Consider the following 21,329-nt stretch of genomic DNA (forward strand, 5'->3'; position numbering starts at 1 on the left):
CGCATGGTCATGGCGCTTGCAGCGTTGGTCTTGATGGGAGTCGGCGGCACTGCGATCTGGAGTCACCACCGTTCGGGGGACGCTGAAACCGCACGTGTCGAGGTGATCGGTGTGGCGCCCACGCTCGTCGAGAAGCTCCTGAGCTACAACAGCGATACCGTCGACGACGATCTCGCACGAGCGGCCGAAGGCGCCGGCGGATCGTTTCAGGACAGTTTCACCGAATTCGGATCGAAAACAGTTGCCCCACAGTCGAAGGAGCAGGGAATCAGCACGAAAGCCCGAGTCGTCGATGTCGGTGTGCTCTCCGTTGCCGCGGACCGCGCAGAAGTGCTCGTGTTCGTCGATCAGATCACGACGAGTACCGTGCAACCGGCACCTGCGTCGACGTCGAGCCGAGTCGAGGTGACGCTCGATCGAGTCGAGGGAACATGGTTGGTGAGTGCCATGACTCCGGTCTAGTGGAGGTTGTCGCGACCGGCCATGATCAGCCTGGCGGTGACTTCGAGACGATCTGCGATCTGCGAATACGACTCGTACCCCATGCCTGCTCGGACTAGCGCTCCGGACCAGGAGATTTCGAGTGCTTCGAGCACGTCGGGATCGTACGACGGACCCAGTGCCTCGATGAGCCGCTCGCGGATGTTCTTGCCGATACGTCCGCGGAGGTGTTCGACGTCGGGATCGTTGCCCATCATCGCCGTGGTCACTGCCGCGGCCAGCTCCGGTTCGTCGGAGACGAGCAGTGCGACGCTGCGTAGAACCGAACAGACCTGCGCTTCCCGTTCCGCCTCGGGGGAGGGCTCGTGGGGTACCGCGTCGAGGCGACGCCAGAACAGTTCTGCCACAAGGTGACTCTTGGACGAGAAATAGGTGTATGCCGTAGCCGCGGCGACACCGGCCTCTGCTGCCACCATCCGCACGGTCAGATCGGCAAACCCTTTGTCGCGCAGGACCGTGATCGCTGCCGCGGTCAATCGATCGACGGTTTCGGCTTGCTGCTGGGTCAGTCGGCGGCGAGTGGACTCGAACTTGGTCTTACCAGACATGTGTCCAGACACTACGGGATCAGACCCATGCGAGCAAAGTGTGCGCTATCTCCGCATGTCTCGCTCCCGCTCGGTGTCATGTCTCGCTCCCGCTCGGTGTCACGTCTCGCTCCCGCTCGGTGGGAGAGAATGTCGAACCCCCGCGATCGCTAAGTCCGTGTGTTAGAACGATTTCTAGAACATGTTCGGAAATTGTGCCCAGAATCAGAGAGGCTGACGATGACGAAGTGGGACGAGACGTGCGACGTACTCGCTGTGGGATCAGGCGGTGGACTTACCGGCGCGTACACGGCAGCCCGCGAAGGCCTCGACGTCATTGCGATCGAAGCAACCGACAAGTACGGCGGAACAACGGCGTACTCGGGCGGCGGCGGAATGTGGTTCCCGTGCAACGCTGTTCTCCGCCGCGGTGGCGACGACGACACCATCGAGGATGCGCTGGAGTACTACCGATCAGTGGTGGGTGACCGTACGCCCGCCGACGTTCAGGAAGCCTACGTTCGAGGTGGCGCCGAGTTGATCGACTACCTCGAGGAGGACTCGAACTTCGAATTTCAGATACTGCCGTGGCCTGACTACTTCGGTGAAGAGCCCAAGGCTCGAGCGAGCGGACGGCACATTGTTCCCAAGCCGATGAACGCGAACAAGCTGGGTGCGCTTCGTGATTCGCTTCGTCCGCCGTTGGCGACGGAACGGCTGGGGGAGGAATTGCCGAAGTACCTCGTCGGCGGCCAGTCGTTGATCGGTCGATTTCTGTTGGCTCTTGCGGAACTCCCGAACGCCACCATGCACCTGAAGACCACTCTCGAGGAACTGGTTGTCGAGGACGGAGTGGTGGTCGGAGCCGTCGTCGATCGAGATGGTCGGCGTCGAACCATTCAGGCACGCAGAGGAGTGATCCTCGCCGCCGGTGGATTCGAGCAGAACGAGACCATGCGTGCCGAATTCGGTGTCCCCGGATCCGCTCTCGACACGATGGGCTGCCCCGGCAACCTCGGGAAGGCGCACCAGGCGGCGGTCGCCGCGGGTGCCGACACCGACCTGATGGGCGAGGCCTGGTGGTCGCCGGGACTCACCCATCCAGATGGGCGCTCCGCGTTTGCGCTGTGGTTCACGGGCGGAATTTTCGTGGACGACAACGGTTGTCGGTTCGTCAACGAATCTGCGCCGTACGACCGATTGGGCCGCGCCGTCATCGAACACATGCGGGTTGGGAAAGTAACCACGCCGTATTGGATGATCTATGACAGCCGGGAAGGCTCAGTGCCGCCGGTGAAGGCACCCAACGTCCCGTTGGCTCCGTCGGAGCAGTACGTGGATGCCGGATTGTGGAAGAGCGCCGAGACACTCGAAGACCTTGCCTACCAGATCAATGTTGCCGCGGAGAATCTGGTGGAGGCCGTGAAGCGGTTCAACGCATTGGCGGCAACCGGCGTCGACACGGACTTCGGTCGAGGAGGTACCGCGTACGACCGAGCCTTCTCGGAGGGCGCGTCGCCGCTCGTCCCGATAGATCGGGGACCGTTCCACGCCGCTGCTTTCGGTATCTCCGATCTCGGAACGAAAGGTGGTCTACGTACCGACGCGACCGGGCGCGTGCTGAATACTGACGGGACGGCCATCGCGGGGTTGTATGCGGCCGGAAACACGATGGCAGCGGCCAGCGGGACGGTGTATCCGGGCGGTGGAAACCCGATCGGTGCGAGCATGCTGTTCAGCCACCTGGCTGCGCTGGACCTGACCAAGCAGCCGTCGTAGGCAGCAGTCGCCCGTTTCGGGACTGGCTGGTCAGGCCTTGCCGAGTCCGGCGGCGATTCCCTTGTCCAGTTGGGTGAGCATTGCCGTACCCAGGGACGAAAGCTGGGCAACCTGGCGATCGTCGAGGCCCTCGAAGAGCAGGCCTTGGACAGACGCGACGTGCGGTGGCGCGGCCGCGACAACCTTTGCCATGCCTTCGTCGGTGAGTACCGCGTTGGATCCACGGCTCCCGCGGATGACTTCCCGTTTCACCCAGCCGGCCTTCTCCATCTTCGTGATGACGTGAGAGAGACGGGACAGGGACGCGTTCGCGCGCTGCGCCAGTACCGACAACTGGAGTTTGTGGTCGGGGGCGTCCGAGAGTGCGGCCAGCACGAAGTACTCGAAGTGTGTGAGTGCCGAATCTCGTTGCAGTTGAGTGTCGAGTGCGGCCGGCAACCGAGTCACGAGAGCGATCAGTGTCAGCCAGGCTTCCTGCTGCTCGGCTGTGAGCCACTTCGTCTGAGACTGCGCGTCGGTCTGCGCGGTCGGTTCACTCATCGGTGACTTCTCCTTCGGGTCGAGCATTCTTCTTGCACAGAGCGTGCTGGTGTACAGCGTCTCAGACGCATGTCCAGAAGAATCTTGCGGGGAATAGTTGCGGGACGCAAGTGTTGAGTTCTATATTAGGTTGAACCTTCAACTTAACGACGAATGTCTATCCCGAGGAGTCTGTATGTCCACCACGACAATGCCTGCGCTGTATCTCAGCCACGGCGCTCCACCCCTGGTGGACAGTGCGTTGTGGGTCGAGCAGTTGGGGGCGTGGGCCGGCGATCTTCCGAGACCGACGGCAATTCTCGTCGTCTCGGCGCACTGGGAATCAGCACCGCTGACGATCGGATCGACGACAACGGGGACCCCGCTCATCTACGACTTCGGCGGTTTTCCCGAGAGGTTCTACCGCGCGAAGTACAACTCTCCCGGCGCTCCGGACCTCGCCGCACAGGTCGCCGCATTGATGCCGGACAACGAACGGGTGGTTCAGCAGCCGAATCGGGGCCTCGATCACGGTGCCTACGTGCCGCTCACGGTGATGTACCCGGATGCGGACATCCCGGTCCTTCAGATTTCGCTGCCCACTCTCGACCCCGAGCGTTTGCTCCATCTCGGTGAGCGCCTACGGCCCCTCCGCGAGCAAGGTGTGCTGATCGTGGGATCAGGATTCACCACGCACGGGCTACCGTTCCTGCGCGATCCGTCGCCGGAAGCGCAGGCCCCGGGATGGTCGGCGGAATTCGATGCGTGGGCAGGGGAGAGGTTCGCTGCCGGTGACGTCGATTCGTTGATCGACTTCCGCGCCCAAGCTCCCGGGATGCCGTACGCGCATCCGACCATCGAGCACTTCGCCCCGTTGTTCGTCACGCTCGGTGCGTCGTCCGATCCGGAACAGGTGCCCACCCAGGTGATCGACGGATTCTGGATGGGACTTGCGAAGCGCTCGATTCAGGTCGCCTAGAGATTCGGGTAGCCCGGAGAATCGGGTTGCCCAGGGAAGTCAGCTCCGATTGCGAAGGAACTCGAGTGCCTGGTCGCCGTGTGTGTTGGCGCGCAGCTCGCTCGAGATGACTTTGAGAACGGTGCGGTCGGTGTCGATCACGAAGGTCGAGCGTTTGACCGGAGCCAGCTTGCCCAGAAGCCCGCGCTTGACGCCGAACTGTTCGGCTACCGCGCCGTCGGTGTCGGCAAGCAAGGGGTAGTCGAACGACTGTGCGGTTGCAAAGGTTGACTGGGCTTCGACCGTGTCGGTGCTGATGCCGGCCCGCGAAGCACCCACCGCCGCGAATTCGCCGCCGAGGTCACGGAAGTGGCACGCCTCGGCGGTGCACACCGGCGTCGAGGCTGCCGGGTAGAAGAAGAGGACCAGGGGTCCGTTCTCGAGCAGGCTCGTCAGCGAGCGCGGAGTTCCGTCCTGGTCGGGCAGCGAGAATTCGGGAGCGAGTTGGCCTGGTTTCATTCGGCCGAGGTTACCCGCGCACGACGACCGCGTGGGGGAGCCTGGGATGATGGAGCCATGCACGGCGAGCCCACCTCCATGTCCGCACGGTCGTCCGACACCGCGATCGTCGGTGACGCGTCCGATTCCACCACCACTCGGGAGCAGTTCCGTGCTCTCGCAGCCGAGCACCGGGTCGTACCGGTCACTCGGAAAGTGTTGGCGGACTCCGAAACTCCGCTCTCGGCGTACGAGAAGTTGGCCGGCAATCGTCCCGGCACCTTCTTGCTCGAGTCGGCCGAGAACGGTCGTTCGTGGTCGCGGTGGTCGTTCATCGGCGTCGGAAGCCCGGCCGCACTGACCGTCGTGGACGGAGAAGCCGCCTGGTACGGCAACGTTCCCGCCGGCGCTCCGGCCGGCGGCGACCCGATCGACGCGCTCGGTGCCACCCTTGAACTACTTCGTTCGGAGCGGCTACCCGACCTGCCCCCGCTGACCGGCGGAATGGTCGGATTCCTCGGCTACGACGCGGTGCGACGCCTCGAGAGATTGGGTGACTCCGCGGTCGACGACCTGCAGATCCCCGAGATGGTCATGCTGCTCGCTGCCGACATCGCCGCAGTCGATCACCACGAAGGGGCGATCACCCTCATCGCCAATGCCGTCAACTGGGACGGCACGGACGAGCGCGTCGACACGGCGTACGACGACGCGGTCGCGAGGTTGGACGCGATGACTCGCGCTCTCGCGGCGCCGGCGAAATCGACCGTCTCGACCTTCTCGAAAGCGACTCCGAACTACCGCCGTCAGCGCACCACCGAAAGTTTCGGTGTCGACGTCAAGAAGCTGATCGGCGACATCGAAGCGGGCGAGGCATTCCAGGTAGTGCTCTCGCAGCGATTCGAGATCGATTGCACTGCAGCGCCGATCGACGTGTACCGGATGCTGCGCGCGTCGAACCCCAGCCCGTACATGTATCTGCTCAATGTGCCGAACGGTGATGGTGAGACCGCGTTTTCGATCGTCGGTTCGAGCCCCGAGGCACTGGTCACGGTCGCCGAGGGTGTCGCGACCACGCACCCGATTGCGGGCACCAGATGGCGCGGTGCCACCGAGGAGGACGACATCCTGCTGGAGAAGGATCTCCTCGCCGACGAGAAGGAGAACTCCGAGCACCTCATGCTCGTCGATCTCGGGCGCAACGATCTGGGTCGTGTCTGCCGACCGGGCACGGTGAAGGTGCACGACTATCGGCACATCGAGCGTTACAGCCATGTCATGCATCTCGTCTCGACCGTCACCGGTCATCTGGCCGAGGGAAAGCACGCTCTCGACGCGGTGACCGCATGCTTCCCCGCTGGAACCCTCTCGGGCGCGCCCAAAGTGCGGGCAATGCAGTTGATCGAAGAACTCGAACCCACCAGGCGGGGAATCTACGGCGGCATCGTCGGCTACCTCGACTTCGCCGGCGACGCCGACACCGCGATCGCTATCCGAACGGCATTGATCAAGGACGGGGTCGGATACGTCCAAGCGGGCGCCGGCGTCGTGGCCGACTCGGATCCCGTGTACGAGGACACCGAGGCACGCAACAAGGCGATGGCAGTACTGAGCGCCATCGCGTCGGCGCACACCCTGCGCACCATCGGAGGTGACGACCTGTGAGTGAGAACGAGTCGATTGCAGCGGAGCAGCCTACAAGCGCTTCTCGTGGCACCGCTGTGCCGAGAACGCTTCTGCTGGCGTTGTCGGCGGCAGCTTTGTGGGGCAGCTCACGAATGACGTGGGTTCATCTGACCTCGAGTGACGGCAAGACGCTGGAGCGGACGACGGACCTTGACGGCAGCACGTGGGCGGCGGCGATGACTCCACTCGCGCTTGCGCTGCTGGCGGCTATCGCGGCTTCGTTTGCGGTGCGAGGTTGGGCCCTGCGGGTAGTCGGACTGTTGGTGGCACTCGTCGCAATAGCGGTTGCGGTTCCGGCGGTGCAGTTGTTGGTTTCCGGAGCTTCTGCGGATCGAGCGGTGGAGTTGGCCGAGTTGTCCGGTCACCCGGAAGACCTCTCGACGACTGTTTCGGTACTGCCTGCGCTGCTGGCCTTGGTCGGAGCGGTGGCGGCGCTCGGTGCGGCAGTGCTCCTGATGCGCAAACCTCCAGTGCGAGGCGGGTTGTCGTCTAAGTACGACAACCCTGCTGCGCGTCGGGAGGCGGCCGCAAAACTGGGCAAGGCTGACACCGCCGCATCGGACGAGCCTGTGACGCAACGGATGTTGTGGGACGCGCTCGACGCCGGAGAGGACCCGACAGTCGCCGACGGGGACGACGGAGCTGGGGGAGACAACGGTGCGAAACCGGGTTCGTCGCACTGAGTAAGACTGAACCCTCACCTGCGTGGGTACCCCGACGGAGTAGCAAAATTTCGTCCCACTAGGCTGAGACCACCCTGATGACGTATCTCACATCGGGCTCTTGCCCAGAAAGGATTCGGGCCACGATGACCGTACTCGACTCGATTCTCGACGGGGTGCGCGCTGATGTCGCCGCCCGCGAAGCCGTACTCGACTTCGCTGCAGTCAAGGCTGCCGCGGCCGCTGCACCGCCTGCACTCGATGCTGCAGCAGCACTTCTGGAATCGAGCATCGGCGTCATCGCCGAGGTCAAGCGCGCGAGCCCGTCAAAGGGTGCGTTGGCCGACATCGCCGATCCCGCAGAGCTTGCCGCGGCCTACCAAGCCGGTGGCGCACGCATCATCAGTGTTCTCACCGAAGAGCGCCGTTTTCACGGCTCGCTCGCCGATCTCGACGCGGTCCGCAAAGCCGTCACCATTCCGGTGCTGCGCAAGGACTTCATCGTGGGGCCGTACCAGATTCACGAGGCTCGCGCTCACGGCGCCGACGTCATCTTGCTGATCGTCGCCGCGCTCGAACAGCAGGCGCTCGCCTCGCTGATCGATCGCACCGAATCCCTCGGAATGACTGCCCTCGTCGAGGTGCACACGGAAGAAGAAGCCAACCGCGCGCTCGAAGCCGGCGCCAAGGTGATCGGTGTGAACGCCCGCAATCTCAAGACTCTCGAGGTGGACAAGAACACCTTCGGTCGCATTGCTCCCGGTCTACCGACCGAGACGATCAAGATCGCCGAGTCGGGTGTTCGCGGAACTGCCGATCTCTTGGCATACGCCGGTGCGGGTGCCGACGCGGTGCTCGTCGGTGAAGGCCTCGTGACCAGCGGTGACCCTCGCAAGGCCGTCGCCGATCTGGTCAACGCCGGCGCACACCCGTCCTGCCCGAAACCGTCTCGATAAAGCGCATCACCGGCCCGGCGTGCTTTGACGCACCCGGGCGGTGACCAGCGGCACCCTTGGGGCAGACTGGTGGGGTGACTTCACGTACTCAGGAACCAGGCTCCGGTGCAGTATCAGGTGCAGCATTCAAGGGCGGTAATCTGCCGCCCGCCAGCGCGGGACTCACCGAGCGCTCACATGATCCCGATGCCGGCGGCCATTTCGGCGTCTACGGCGGACGGCATGTGCCGGAAGCTCTCATGGCGGTCATCGAAGAGGTCACCGCGGAGTACGAAAAGGCTCGCGCGGACGACACGTTCTTGAACGAACTCGATCGCCTGCAGCGCGATTACACCGGACGCCCGTCGCCGATTTTCGAGGCAACGCGAATGAGCGAGTTCGCCGGTGGTGCGCGCATCATTCTCAAGCGTGAAGATCTGAACCACACCGGTTCTCACAAGATCAACAACGTTCTCGGTCAGGTTCTGCTGGCAAAGCGCATGGGTAAGACCCGCATCATCGCCGAGACCGGAGCAGGCCAGCACGGTGTGGCATCGGCCACCGCCTGTGCACTGCTCGGTCTCGAGTGCGTCATCTACATGGGTGCTGTCGACACCGAACGTCAAGCACTGAACGTCGCCCGCATGCGCCTACTCGGCGCGGAGGTCGTCTCGGTCGAAACCGGTTCGCGCACGCTCAAGGACGCGATCAACGAAGCCTTGCGCGACTGGGTTTCCCACGCGGACAACACCTATTACTGCTTCGGTACCGCGGCAGGTCCGCACCCGTTCCCCACCATCGTTCGCGACTTCCAGCGAGTGGTCGGCCTCGAAACCCGTGTCCAGGTTCAGGCACTGACTGGCCGCCTGCCCGACGCAGTCACAGCCTGCGTCGGAGGTGGTTCGAATGCGATCGGAATCTTCCACCCGTTCATCGACGATCTGTCGGTACGGCTGGTGGGCTACGAAGCAGCCGGTGACGGTGTCGAAACTGGTAGGCATGCAGCAACATTCGCCGGTGGTACACCGGGTGCCTTCCAGGGCGCCTACTCCTACCTGCTCCAGGACGAAGACGGTCAGACCATCGAATCGCACTCGATTTCTGCCGGTTTGGACTACCCGGGTGTCGGGCCCGAGCACGCCTATCTCAGCGACATCGGGCGCGCCACCTACGAACCCGTCACGGACAGCGAAGCCATGGATGCGCTTCTGCTGCTCTCGCGCCGCGAAGGCATCATCCCTGCCATCGAATCCGCCCATGCCGTCGCCGGCGCGCTCCGACTCGGCAAGGAACTGGGCGAGGGCGCGATCATCGTCGTCAATCTCTCCGGTCGCGGTGACAAGGACATGGATACCGCCGCAAGCTGGTTCGGCCTTTTCGACGGATCTTCGGATCAGACAACCGCTCCGGATCACGCAGCAGTTCGGGATAACGCAGCAGACCAGAACGACAACACGGAAGGCTCGGACAAGTGAGCGATCGACCATCACGCCTCGCACCCACTTTTGCTGCGTGCAAGGCTGACAAGCGCGCCGCCCTCGTCGGATACCTTCCTGCCGGTTATCCGACCGTTCCCGAATCGATCGACGTGTTCAAGGCGATGGTCGACGGTGGCTGCGACATCATCGAAGTCGGTGTCGCGTATTCCGATCCGGTCATGGACGGTCCGACCATCCAGCGCGCAGCCGAAACTGCACTCTCGAACGGTGTCCGTCTGCGCGACATCTTCACCGTGATCGAGCAGATCAGCTCGGTCGGCGGCAAGGCCGTCGTGATGACGTACTGGAACCCGGTGCTGCAGTACGGTGTCGACAAGTTCGCACGGGACCTCGCCTCCGCCGGTGGACTCGGACTGATCACCCCCAACCTCATTCCGGAAGAAGCAGGCGCCTGGATCGAAGCATCCGAGGAGCACCACCTCGACCGGATCTTCCTTGTCGCTCCATCCTCGACCGAGGAACGGCTCGCCATGACGCTCGACGCGAGCAGCGGATTCATCTACGCGGCCTCGACAATGGGTGTTACCGGCGCGCGAGACGCCGTCTCGTCCATGGCTCCGGAACTGACCGCACGAATCCGCGCGCACTCCGACATCCCCGTCGGCGTCGGACTGGGAGTCCGCTCCGGCGCCCAAGCTGCCGAAATCGCGGCATACGCCGATGCCGTCATCGTAGGTTCGGCCCTGGTCTCCGCGGTCGAGAACGGGTTGGGTGCGGTTCGCTCGCTCACCGAAGAACTCGCCGAGGGCGTCCGCTCGGCTACCGTGGCGTCGTGACCTCAACTGTGGACCTGCTGGCCTATATCCCCAGCCCGCCCCAAGGCGTCTGGTACGTCGGACCGGTGGCGCTGCGCGCCTACGCGCTCTTCATCATCCTCGGCATCATCGTCGCGATCGTGTGGGGAGATCGTCGTTGGGTCGCCCGCGGTGGCGAGAAGGGGACCGTTCTCGACATCGCGATCTGGGCTGTTCCCTTCGGTCTGATCGGTGGCAGGCTCTACCACGTATTGACCGACTGGCCTGCCTATTTCGGCGAGAACGGTACGCCTCTCGACGCACTCAAGGTGTGGCAGGGCGGCCTCGGAATCTGGGGAGCTGTCTTCCTCGGCGGTATCGGTGCGTGGATCGGCTGCCGGCGACGCGGCATTCCCGTATCTGCCCTCGGTGACGCGATTGCGCCCGGCATCCTGCTCGCGCAGGCCATCGGCCGTATCGGCAACTACTTCAACCAGGAGTTGTACGGTCGCGAGACCACCGTGCCGTGGGGCCTCGAGATCTTCGAGCGAGTGAACTCTTCCGGCCAACTCGATCAACTCGCGGGTGTTTCCAACGGAGAAGTCATCCGGGTCGTTCACCCGACGTTCCTCTACGAGGCTGTGTGGAACGTCCTGATCGTGATCCTGCTTGTCCTCGTCGACCGCCGATTCAAGATCGGCCACGGACGCCTGTTTGCTCTGTACGTCGCGGGCTACTGCCTGGGCCGGTTCGTCGTCGAGCTGATGCGCGACGATTTTGCCTACGAGATCGCCGGCATTCGAGTCAACACCTTCACTTCGGGGATCGTGTTCTTCGCCGCACTTGCCTACTTCTTCCTGGCGAAGAAGGGGCGTGAGGATCCGGCTGATTTGAAGTCGAAGAACTACGTTGCTGCGGTATCTGCCGGTGAAGCAGGAGCCGCGACGCCCGTTACCGAGAGTGATTCAGCAAAGACCGATGCAAAGGCGGATACAAAAACCGATGCAAAGGCCACTGAATCTGATTCCCCTCAATCCGATTCCGGTGAGGCAAGCGCCTCAACGGCAGCGACGGACGAGTCGTCGGACGCGGTGAAGCTGTCGAAGAAAGACAAGCCGTGACAGGTCCCTATTCGCAGGGAGGATTCCCCGAGGATCAGGGGCCGGTGTACGGCGCGCCCAATCCGTACGGCTATCAGCAGCCACTGCCGGCTCCGTCGATGTACGGGTTCGGTGATCCCTACGCGCCGTATGGTCGGCACCCGGTAACCGGGGAACCGTATTCCGACAAGTCGAAGGCCACTGCCGGCCTGTTGCAGATTTTGCTGGGCTTCTTCGGAATCTGTGGAGTCGGGCGCCTCTACATCGGAAGTGTCGGCATCGGACTGTGCCAACTGCTCGGCATGTTCTTCGCGCTGTTCATGTCGGCGTTCCTCATTGGAATTCCATTTGCCATCGGAATTTGGATCTGGGCGTTCATCGACGGCATCGTGATACTTTCGGGCAATGCGCGGGACGGTGCTCGCCGGCCATTGCGAGGATGAGTCGCGAGCACGAACTGAGGACAGATGTGTGGGGGACTGGCCATGAGAAGGTCGAACCTTCCTCGCGGCCCGATAACAAAAGCTATTACGTACCGTCGTCGAATCGAAGGAAAGTACGTTGCCTAACTTGAACAAGAATCCGGAACCTTCCGAGTCGGGGGACTCGTCTGGATCGCAGCCGCCAGTTCCACCGCAGTTCGGGTCGCCCTTCGACTACGACGCGACGGCGGATGCGTCGTTGACGGAGACATCGGCGCCCACGGAAAAGACGCCGTCGACGGAGACCACCGGCACCGGTCCAGGCTGGGACACGTATTCGGGAGTCGGAAACGGTCCGGGTTGGGGAAACCACCCCATCTACCCGCCGCCGACCGGAACCGAATCGACCACAGCGTTTCCCACTGCTGATTCCACACCGAATCAGCCCACAGCGCCGTACACGTCGCAGGAAAGCTACGCCGCTCAAAACTATCCGGCGCCTGACTACTCGAGCCCGACCCAATCCCCGACGGACGGTCCGGTCTACGGTGCGCCGGCAGATCAGACTCCGAATCCCTACGCGGCTCCGCCGCAGGGAAGCCAGAATTACGGTCAGCCGCAGGGCTACCCTCAGCCCGGATATTCACAGCCGGGTTACGGTCAGCCGCAGGGATACCCACAAGCACAGGGTTATGTCCAACCCGGTTACGGCCTGGTTGACCCGTCCGCACCGTACGGACGTGACCCGATGACCGGCGAACCGTACTCGGACAAGTCGAAGACCACCGCCGGATTGCTGGGTATTCTGCTCGGAGGATTCGGAGCGGGACGGTTCTATCTCAACCAGCCCGGCATGGCTGTAGCGCAGATCGCGGTCACTTGGTTGACGTGTGGCATCGGCGGAATCTGGCCGCTCATCGACGGAATCATGATGTTGACCGGCAGCGTGCGCGATCAGTACAACCGTCCTTTGCGTAGCTGATCGAGACGACGTTCGGAACTGTGACCCCCTGATGCCTCGGTATCAGGGGGTCACAGTTTTACTCTCGCGACCTGCGGTTATCGGCTGATAAACTAGCGCTCATCGGCTGCATGTCCGTGTGGAGGTCGCCGAGTGCCGTTTTCTCGAATACCTGACCCTCGAGGCCTGTACGACCCCGATCAGGAAACCGATTCATGTGGTGTAGCCGTGGTAGCAGACACCTCTGGACGGCACATGCATTCCATTGTCGACGAGGCGCTCGCGGTCCTGGGCAATCTCTCCCATCGCGGCGCAGTCGGGCGCGAATCCAACAGCGGAGACGGCGCGGGCATTCTGATTCAGCTGCCGACGGAGTTCTTCGACGCGGTGACCGAGTTCGAGCTCCCACCGCCCAATTCGATGGGTGAGAACACCTACGCGGCCGGAAACTGCTTTCTTCCGGTGGACGAGGAAGCACGTCGTCAAGCGGTTGTTCGGATCGATCAATGCGCAGCGGCAGAAGGACTGCAGGTTATCGGGTGGCGAGAGGTACCGGTCGACAGCGACTGCGTCGGAGCCGTTGCCGCGCAGTGTGCTCCGTACATCAGCCAGTGTTTTGTGATGTGCTCCCAGTCCAGCGATCACAGTGTGGGCGGAATTGCCTTGGACCGACGAGTGTTTGCGCTCAGGAGGCAAGTCGAGCGGATTCATTCGGACAGCACTGCAGTGTATTTCCCCTCGTTGTCCGCGCGAACCATCGTGTACAAGGGCATGCTCACCCCGGCGCAGTTACCCGGTTACTTCACCGACCTGCGCGATGGCAGATTGCGAACCGCCTTGGCAGTCGTGCACAGCCGATACTCCACGAACACTTTTCCGTCGTGGCCACTCGCTCAGCCGTATCGCTGCATCGCTCACAACGGCGAGATCAATACGATTGTGGGAAACAGGAATTGGATGCGTGCTCGCGAGCCGATGATGCGGAGCGCATTTTTCGACGGGGACATCGATCGCCTGTTTCCGATCTGCACCCCGGGAGGATCCGACTCTTCGTCGTTCGACGAAGTTCTCGAGCTTTTGACGCTCGGGGGCCGCAGTGTGCAACACGCCATCGCGATGATGGTTCCCGGCGCCTGGGAGAACGATTCTTCGATGCCTGACGCGATAAGGGCCTTCTATCAATTTCACGGTTGCCTGATGGAACCGTGGGACGGTCCGGCGTCGGTGACATTCAGCGACGGCACTGTTGTGGGGGCGGTGTTGGATCGCAACGGACTTCGACCAGGGCGATGGTGGCGGATGAAGAACGGCCGTATCGTGTTGGCCAGTGAGAGCGGTGTGTTCGACGCCCCCACATCCGAGGTGCTGGAAAAGGGGCGCCTCGAACCGGGGCGCATGTTCCTCGTCGACACTGCTCGCCGTCGCATCGTTCCCGATGCGGAGATCAAGTCGGAACTTGCGAGCACAGCTCCCTACCGGGACTGGCTCGCCGGGGGATTGGTCGATCTCGAGGACATCCCCGAGTCTGCGCCTGCCCGAGGCGATCCGGCTTCGCTGTTGCAACGTCAGCTGCTCTACGGATACCAGGCCGAGGACCTGCAGGACATTCTTGTCCCGATGGCAAGCTCAGGATTAGAGCCGTTGGGATCGATGGGCGTCGACACGCCGCTCGCTGTTCTCTCGGATCGACCGAAGCTCTTGTACGACTACTTCGTTCAGCTCTTTGCCCAGGTGACCAACCCGCCGTTGGACGCGATTCGCGAGGAAGTAGTCACGACACTCGCAACCACGCTCGGTGCCGAGCAGAACCTGTTCGAAGCATCTGCCCGGTCGTGCCGGAGGATCGTTCTGCAGAAACCGGTAGTCGGTCCGGTGGAATTGCAGAAGATCGCAAAACTCCGCGGCCCTCGAACTCCGACAAGCACTGTCCTGCAGGGAATCTTCGATGCGCGGGGCGGTCTCGCCGAGGGTGTCGAGAGGCTTCGTGAGTCCGCCCGAACAGCTGCGGCAGCTGGTATCGAAATCCTTGTGATCTCCGACCGTGGATCGGACTGCGAGCAGGCTCCAATTCCGTCGTTACTCGCAGTGTCGAGCGTGCACCACGATCTTGTTCGTCATGGCCTGCGAACCAAGGTCTCACTCGTTGTCGAGTCGGGTGACGCCCGCGAAGTTCATCACATCGCCTTGTTGATCGGCTACGGTGCGGCGGCTGTCCACCCGTATCTTGCTCTCGAATCGGTAGAAGCACTCAGCGAGCGAGACGAACTTCCGGGGATAGATCCGAAGACGGCAACGGACAACTATCTGAGAGCTACAAATTCCGGCGTGCTCAAGGTGATGTCGAAGATGGGAATCGCTACGGTTCACTCCTACACGGGCGCTCAGGTTTTCGAGGCCGTGGGCTTGGGCGGAGAGTTGGTCGACGAGTACTTCTGCGACACACGAAGCCGGATCGGCGGCATCGGTATCACCGAAGTCGCCCGCGAAGTCCTGATGCGTCACGCGGCAGCGTTCTCGGGGGCCGCGGTGCGGCATCGTCAGTTGAGCAGCAGCGGAGAGTTCCGGTATCGCCGCGGTGGTGAATTGCATCTGTTCACGCCAGAGTCCGTGTTTTTTCTTCAACATGCGACACGGTCAGGACGTATTGACATGTTTCGTCGCTACAGCGACGAAGTCGATCGACTGAGTGCGCGGGGCGGAACATTGCGGGGATTGTTTCGATTCCGACGCGGGATTCGTCCGCCGATTCCGCTTCGTCATGTCGAACCCGTCGAGATGATTCTCGCTCGATTCAACACCGGTGCGATGAGCTACGGCTCCCTCTCTGCCGAGGCGCACGAGACGATGGCGGTTGCGATGAACGCTCTCGGCGGACGTTCCAACACCGGTGAGGGCGGAGAGTCGCCGGAGCGGTTACGTGACAACGAGCGTCGAAGCGCCGTCAAGCAGGTCGCGAGTGGTCGCTTCGGGGTGACCAGCGATTACCTCGTCAACGCTACCGACATTCAGATCAAGATGGCCCAAGGTGCCAAACCGGGTGAAGGAGGGCAGCTTCCGGGGTCCAAGGTGTACCCGTGGATCGCGGAAACCCGGTACTCGACGCCAGGGGTCGGTCTCATATCTCCGCCCCCTCACCATGACATCTATTCGATCGAGGATCTCGCCCAACTGATCTACGACCTCAGATGCGCAAACGATCGTGCACGGATACACGTGAAACTGGTCAGCGCGGTCGGAGTCGGGACAGTTGCGGCAGGTGTGGCCAAAGCGCACGCCGACGTTGTGCTGATTTCCGGTCACGACGGTGGGACGGGCGCGGCGGCACTCTCGTCCATCCATCACGCGGGCACGCCGTGGGAGATCGGGCTGGCCGAAACTCAGCAGACGTTGGTGCTCAACGGGTTGCGCGATCGGATCGTCGTCCAGTGTGACGGGGGTTTGCGTACGGCGCGGGACGTCGTCATTGCCGCGTTGCTGGGGGCGCAGGAGTACGGGTTTTCCACGGCGCCACTCATCGCGGCCGGTTGCGTCATGATGCGGGTATGTCACCTCGACACCTGCCCCGTCGGAGTAGCAACGCAGAATCCCGAATTGCGCGAGCGATTCACCGGCCGGCCCGAGTATGTCGAGAACTTCTTCCGCTTCATTGCCGACGGCGTACGACGGTTGTTGGCAGAACTGGGGTTTCGACGTATCGACGACGCTCTGGGACACGCGGACGTATTGGAAATGACTCCGGAGGCGGCGCACTGGAAGAGCCGGACGTTGGAACTCTCGCCACTTTTCGACGTTCCGCCGGCGCCGGCCGGCGCGGCCTACCAGCCGTGTGTACCTGTTTCGAGCGAACTCGAACGCACCCTGATCGAGTGTGCCGCGGCCTCACTCGAGGACGCTCGACCCGTGAATATCGAACTGCCGATACACAATACGGATCGGGCGGTGGGAACGAGGCTGGGCGCTGAGGTGACCAGACGCTACGGCGCCGTCGGGCTACCCGACGGCACCATCGACATCGTGCTCAGCGGAACGGCAGGCCAGTCGCTCGGTGCGTTCCTGCCACCGGGCATCTCGTTGGTCGTAGTCGGCGATGCAAACGATTATGTGGGGAAGGGTCTCTCGGGTGGACGGATCGTACTTCGCCCGAGCGAAGACGCGCCCTTCAAGGCCGAGGAGCAGGTGATTGCGGGCAATACCGTGCTGTATGGCGCCACGAGCGGTGCACTCTATGCACGGGGGCGTGTGGGGGAGCGATTCGCCGTACGTAACTCGGGCGCGGTCGCTGTGGTGGAGGGCGTCGGAGATCACGCGTGTGAGTACATGACCGGGGGGCGCGTCGTGATACTCGGCCCGACTGGTAGGAACCTTGCTGCGGGAATGTCCGGCGGGATTGCCTTCGTACTCGACTTGAACGCCGAGAAGGTCAACTGCGACATGGTGGTTCTCGAGCGGCTTTCGGCGGAAGATTGTAGTCGGCTGGTCGAGATTCTCGGTTATCATCTGGCCGCGACCGGCTCGTCGGTCGCGGCACAACTTCTCGACGACTGGGTCGGTCAGAGTCCGAGATTCACCAAGGTTCTGCCTGTCGACTGTCAGAAGGTCGTTGAAGAGAACCAACTGGTGGAGCCGGCTCATGCCTGACCCACGTGGGTTCCTCAGCGTGAAACGATCCGGCGCACCGACCAGGCCGACCGATGTGCGTGTCGGGGACTGGGAATCGGTTTACGAGTCGATGGATCCCGTGGTGCGCAATCGAGACGTTTCTGCTCAGGCCTCGCGATGCATGGACTGTGCTGTGCCGTACTGCCATTCAGCCGGGGTGGGATGTCCGCTCGGCAATCTCATCCCGGAATGGAACGACCTGGTTCGGCGTGGTCGGTGGTCCGAAGCCTCGGAGAATCTGCATTCCACCAACAATTTCCCCGAGTTCACCGGACATCTGTGCCCCGCTCCGTGCGAAACGGCGTGCGTTCTCGCACTCGACGACGAGCGCACGTCGGGAGGTGTCACCATCAAACGCATCGAACAGGCGATCGTCGACAACGCCTGGGAGTCGGGTTCGTTGGGGCCACGGGTGCCCGTAGTTCACAGCGGGAACCGTGTTGCGGTAGTCGGTTCGGGACCGGCGGGACTGGCTGCGGCTCAACAACTGACACGCGCCGGACATCGTGTCACGGTGTTCGAGCGGAGTGATCGAATCGGGGGACTGCTTCGCTACGGAATCCCGGAATTCAAGTTGCCCAAAGCCTTGATCAATCGGCGCCTGGCCCAGTTGACCGCCGAGGGGACTCGATTCGTCACCGGCTGCGCCGTCGGAGTCGACGTGAGCGCACACGACCTCAGGACGAATTTCGAAGCGACAGTCCTGGCGGTCGGGGCCGATCGTGCCCGAGACACCGACGTGCCGGGGCGTGGCCTTCGCGGAATCCATTTTGCGATGAAGTACCTGCGTGCCGCCAACCGTGAATGCGAGGGTGACGGCGCCTCGAGTATCTCGGCGCGAGGTGAGAACGTCGTGATCATCGGTGGCGGTGACACGGCGGCCGACTGCCTCGGCACGGTGCATCGCCAGGGTGCGCGCTCGGTGACGGAACTGGATTACCACGTCCCACCCCCGGGGCATCGCGATCGAGACCGCGACCCGTGGCCGTTGTGGCCGCGGGTCCTGCGCAGCTCCCCGGCAGACGAGGAGGGCAGTGACAAACGGTTCCGATGGGCGGCGCAGGAATTTCTCGACGACGGTGACGGTGCGGTTCGTGCAATCCGGATGGTTCCGGTCGCCGTGTCGCGGGGAGAGAACGGACAGCGGACCATGGTGCAGACCGGGGACACGACGGATCTCGTGTGCGAGATGGTGCTGCTCGCTCTCGGATTCGACGGCGTCGAATCCGCGCCGCTGCTTACCGACCTCGATGTCGGCACCGATCCGCTCGGCAGAATCGAGTGTGATGTCGGGTGGCAGACCCGAACACCCGGCGTGTTCGTCTGCGGTGACGCGCATCGTGGGGCGTCGCTCGTCGTGTGGGCGATTGCCGAGGGGCGGTCGGCCGCACGTGCCGTCGACGTGTATCTCACCGGTGGGTCCGACCTTCCGTCGGCGGTACATCCGAAGGCATTTCCGCTGTTCGTGAGGTGAACAACTGAATCGAGTAAGAACAGAAAGTGCACGTCACAAATGCCGGATAGAAGTGCGGTGGGGTAGCGACTAGGCTCGAGCCGTGAACCGACGGACAAAAATTGTATGCACACTTGGACCTGCGACAGCTTCTGGCGACCGCATCCGTGAGCTCGTGGAGAGCGGCATGGACGTGGCTCGCCTCAACTTCAGCCACGGCGAGCATGCCGATCACGAAGAAAACTACATTCGCGTCCGCGCCGCGTCGGACGCCACCGGAAAGGCCGTCGGTGTTCTCGCCGACCTCCAGGGGCCCAAGATTCGCCTCGGCCGATTCAAGGACGAGCGGACCACCTGGGCCAACGGTGAAGAGGTTCGAATCACCGTCGACGACGTCGAGGGAACACACGATCGCGTCGGGACCACGTACAAGGAATTGGCGCGCGACGCCAAGGCCGGCGACCGACTGCTGGTCGACGACGGAAAGGTCGGCCTGGTCGTCACTTCCATCGACGGTAACGACGTCGTCTGTCGGGTCACCGAAGGCGGTCCGGTCAGCAACAACAAAGGCCTTTCGCTGCCCGGCATGAACGTCTCCGTTCCTGCCCTGTCGGGCAAGGACATCGCCGACCTCGAGTTCGCCCTCAAGCTGGGCGTCGACTTCATTGCACTCTCCTTCGTTCGCTCACCCGCGGACGTCGAATTGGTTCACGCCATCATGGATCGAGTCGGGCGCCGCGTTCCCGTCATCGCGAAGCTCGAGAAGCCCGAGGCCATCGACAATCTCGAAGCCATCGTGCTCGCATTCGACGCCGTCATGGTCGCCCGCGGTGACCTCGGTGTCGAGTTGCCGCTCGAGCAGGTCCCGCTCGTCCAGAAGCGCGCAATCCAGATTGCTCGTGAGAACGCGAAGCCGGTCATCGTCGCCACGCAGATGCTCGAGTCGATGATCGAGAACTCGCGTCCCACTCGTGCAGAGGCATCCGACGTTGCCAACGCCGTCCTCGACGGTGCGGATGCTGTCATGCTGTCGGGCGAGACTTCGGTGGGCAAGTACGTCATGGAAACCGTTCGCACCATGGCCCGCATCGTCGAAGCCGTCGAGAACGAATCGACCCGAGTCCCACCCCTGACTCACGTCCCGCGCACCAAGCGCGGTGTCATCTCGTACGCAGCGCGTGACATCGGCGAACGTCTGGACGCCAAGGCATTGGTTGCATTCACACAGTCTGGTGACACGGTGCGACGACTGGCTCGCCTGCACACTCCGCTGCCGCTGCTCGCCTTCACACCGTTGCCCGCAGTACGTAGTCAGCTGACGCTGACGTGGGGAACCGAGACGTTCCTGGTCGATGCGGTGGCCACCACCGACGAAATGGTGCGTCAGGTCGACAATGCTTTGCTCTCCCTCGGGCGGTACGTCAAGGGCGACCTCGTGGTCATCGTTGCCGGGTCCCCTCCGGGAACCGTCGGCTCCACCAACCTCATTCACGTCCACCGCATCGGCGAAGAGGACCACTGAGTGACCCACGCGAATGCGTCCACCGACCTCGGCACTCTCCTCGGTCTGTTGGATCTGGAGCAGATCGGTGACGACGCGTTCCGTGGACACCACCCCGAGCAAGTAGGTTCGCGGACGTTCGGCGGTCAGTTGGTGTCTCAGGCACTGATGGCCGCCGGACGGACCGTCGACGGTGAGCGCCCCATCCATGCCGTCAACGCCCATTTCATTCGGGGTGGAGATGTCAAGGCGCCCATCGAGTATCGGGTGGAGCGTCATCGTGACGGGCGTGCTTTCGCCAACCGTCAGGTGACGGCCTATCAGGGTGAGAACGAATTGTTCGTGATGCTCGCGGCGTTCCAGGACTCCGGCAAGGGGCTCGACCATGCCGTCGAGATTCCGGATGTTCCACTTCCGGAGTCCCTGCCGCCGATCGGCGATCATCTGGTCGGGTACGAGGAGAAACTGCCGCATTTCAGTGCGGCGCTCAAGCCGATCGACATGAGGTACGCCAACGATCCGGCGTGGATACTCAAAGGCACCGGTGAGAAACTCAACCACAATCGGGTGTGGATGCGCCCCGACGGCGATCTTCCGGATGATTCACTCGTACACGCTGCGACGCTTGCATATTCGTCGGACACCACTGTGCTCGATTCGATTCTGACCACTCATGGATTGTCCTGGGGCCATGATCGTATCGTCGCGGCGACGGTCAACCACTCGATCTGGTTCCACCGTCCGTTCCGATTCAGCGATTGGGTCCTGTACGCGACCGAATCGCCCGTCGCTGCAGGTTCGCGTGGTTTGGCGACCGGACGGTATTTCTCGGTGGAAGGACTGCTGTTGGCAACAGTGGTTCAAGAAGGAATGATCAGGCACTTCCCGCGCAAGGGGGAGTGAGAAGCGGGCCCGGGTCTGTGCTCGGGCCCAGG

18 protein-coding genes are annotated in these 21,329 nt (G+C 62.8%); 15 read left to right on the forward strand and 3 right to left on the reverse strand.

Annotation, left to right across the window (positions count from 1 at the left end):
* Positions 1–3 precede the first annotated feature (3 nt).
* On the forward strand, positions 4–462 hold the full coding sequence (locus tag ACFWAD_RS22905) for a hypothetical protein (RefSeq protein WP_378539753.1): 459 nt from the start codon (positions 4–6) through the stop codon (positions 460–462).
* Here the strand turns inward: ACFWAD_RS22905 and ACFWAD_RS22910 are convergent.
* The gene (locus ACFWAD_RS22910) at positions 459–1,049 is read right to left on the reverse strand and encodes a TetR/AcrR family transcriptional regulator (protein ID WP_003943994.1); all 591 of its coding nucleotides are present in this window, start codon (positions 1,047–1,049) and stop codon (positions 459–461) included. The two genes, ACFWAD_RS22905 and ACFWAD_RS22910, sit on opposite strands and share 4 nt — an antisense overlap.
* Positions 1,050–1,268: 219 nt before the next feature.
* On the opposite strand from ACFWAD_RS22910, the gene ACFWAD_RS22915 reads away from it, so the two are divergent.
* The gene (locus tag ACFWAD_RS22915; protein WP_378548043.1) at positions 1,269–2,807 is read left to right on the forward strand and encodes an FAD-binding protein; all 1,539 of its coding nucleotides are present in this window, start codon (positions 1,269–1,271) and stop codon (positions 2,805–2,807) included.
* A 30-nt stretch (positions 2,808–2,837) separates the two neighbouring features.
* Here the strand turns inward: ACFWAD_RS22915 and ACFWAD_RS22920 are convergent, their stop codons facing one another.
* On the reverse strand, positions 2,838–3,347 hold the full coding sequence (locus tag ACFWAD_RS22920; RefSeq protein WP_347872870.1) for a MarR family transcriptional regulator: 510 nt from the start codon (positions 3,345–3,347) through the stop codon (positions 2,838–2,840).
* Positions 3,348–3,522: 175 nt separating this feature from the next.
* Here ACFWAD_RS22920 and ACFWAD_RS22925 point away from each other — a divergent pair, with 175 nt between their 5' ends.
* Positions 3,523–4,305: a dioxygenase gene (locus tag ACFWAD_RS22925; RefSeq protein WP_283306787.1), complete on the forward strand. Its 783-nt coding sequence runs from the start codon at positions 3,523–3,525 to the stop codon at positions 4,303–4,305.
* A gap of 39 nt (positions 4,306–4,344) precedes the next feature.
* Here ACFWAD_RS22925 and ACFWAD_RS22930 read toward each other — a convergent pair whose 3' ends face one another.
* Complete coding sequence (locus ACFWAD_RS22930; protein WP_378539725.1) at positions 4,345–4,803, reverse strand: peroxiredoxin; 459 nt, start codon at positions 4,801–4,803, stop codon at positions 4,345–4,347.
* A gap of 57 nt (positions 4,804–4,860) precedes the next feature.
* Between ACFWAD_RS22930 and ACFWAD_RS22935 the strand changes: the two genes are divergently transcribed.
* From ACFWAD_RS22935 to ACFWAD_RS22990, 12 genes are all read left to right on the forward strand, one after another.
* Positions 4,861–6,447: an anthranilate synthase component I gene (locus tag ACFWAD_RS22935; RefSeq protein WP_378548045.1), complete on the forward strand. Its 1,587-nt coding sequence runs from the start codon at positions 4,861–4,863 to the stop codon at positions 6,445–6,447.
* The gene (locus ACFWAD_RS22940) at positions 6,444–7,151 is read left to right on the forward strand and encodes a TIGR02234 family membrane protein (RefSeq protein ID WP_214890297.1); all 708 of its coding nucleotides are present in this window, start codon (positions 6,444–6,446) and stop codon (positions 7,149–7,151) included. The genes ACFWAD_RS22935 and ACFWAD_RS22940 overlap by 4 nt, the downstream gene beginning before the upstream one ends.
* Before the next feature lie 125 nt (positions 7,152–7,276).
* Positions 7,277–8,086: an indole-3-glycerol phosphate synthase TrpC gene (trpC, locus tag ACFWAD_RS22945; protein WP_003944016.1), complete on the forward strand. Its 810-nt coding sequence runs from the start codon at positions 7,277–7,279 to the stop codon at positions 8,084–8,086.
* Between the two features lie 74 nt (positions 8,087–8,160).
* Entirely contained in the window at positions 8,161–9,540 is a 1,380-nt protein-coding gene (trpB, locus tag ACFWAD_RS22950) for a tryptophan synthase subunit beta (RefSeq protein WP_378548048.1), read from the forward strand.
* On the forward strand, positions 9,537–10,340 hold the full coding sequence (trpA, locus tag ACFWAD_RS22955; RefSeq protein WP_378548053.1) for a tryptophan synthase subunit alpha: 804 nt from the start codon (positions 9,537–9,539) through the stop codon (positions 10,338–10,340). The genes trpB and trpA overlap by 4 nt, the downstream gene beginning before the upstream one ends.
* Positions 10,337–11,419 carry a prolipoprotein diacylglyceryl transferase gene (gene lgt, locus ACFWAD_RS22960; RefSeq protein ID WP_378548057.1) on the forward strand — a complete coding sequence of 361 codons (1,083 nt, stop codon included), beginning with the start codon at positions 10,337–10,339 and terminating at the stop codon, positions 11,417–11,419. Before trpA ends, lgt begins: the two co-directional genes overlap by 4 nt.
* Positions 11,416–11,841, forward strand: a complete 426-nt coding sequence (locus ACFWAD_RS22965; RefSeq protein ID WP_378548060.1) for a TM2 domain-containing protein — start codon at positions 11,416–11,418, stop codon at positions 11,839–11,841. Before lgt ends, ACFWAD_RS22965 begins: the two co-directional genes overlap by 4 nt.
* A gap of 127 nt (positions 11,842–11,968) precedes the next feature.
* On the forward strand, positions 11,969–12,802 hold the full coding sequence (locus ACFWAD_RS22970) for an NINE protein (RefSeq protein WP_378548172.1): 834 nt from the start codon (positions 11,969–11,971) through the stop codon (positions 12,800–12,802).
* Positions 12,803–12,934: 132 nt separating this feature from the next.
* On the forward strand, positions 12,935–17,419 hold the full coding sequence (gene gltB / locus ACFWAD_RS22975; RefSeq protein WP_378548063.1) for a glutamate synthase large subunit: 4,485 nt from the start codon (positions 12,935–12,937) through the stop codon (positions 17,417–17,419).
* Positions 17,412–18,914 carry a glutamate synthase subunit beta gene (locus tag ACFWAD_RS22980; protein WP_378548066.1) on the forward strand — a complete coding sequence of 501 codons (1,503 nt, stop codon included), beginning with the start codon at positions 17,412–17,414 and terminating at the stop codon, positions 18,912–18,914. Before gltB ends, ACFWAD_RS22980 begins: the two co-directional genes overlap by 8 nt.
* Positions 18,915–18,996: 82 nt before the next feature.
* Positions 18,997–20,415, forward strand: coding sequence for a pyruvate kinase (gene pyk / locus ACFWAD_RS22985; RefSeq protein ID WP_214890328.1), 1,419 nt, complete (start codon positions 18,997–18,999; stop codon positions 20,413–20,415).
* A complete protein-coding gene (locus ACFWAD_RS22990) occupies positions 20,416–21,297 on the forward strand; it encodes an acyl-CoA thioesterase II (protein WP_230813279.1) in 882 nt (293 codons plus the stop codon).
* Positions 21,298–21,329 lie beyond the last annotated feature (32 nt).

The sequence above is a fragment of the Rhodococcus sp. NPDC059969 genome (genome assembly GCF_042738325.1).
Lineage (GTDB): Bacteria > Actinomycetota > Actinomycetes > Mycobacteriales > Mycobacteriaceae > Rhodococcus_F.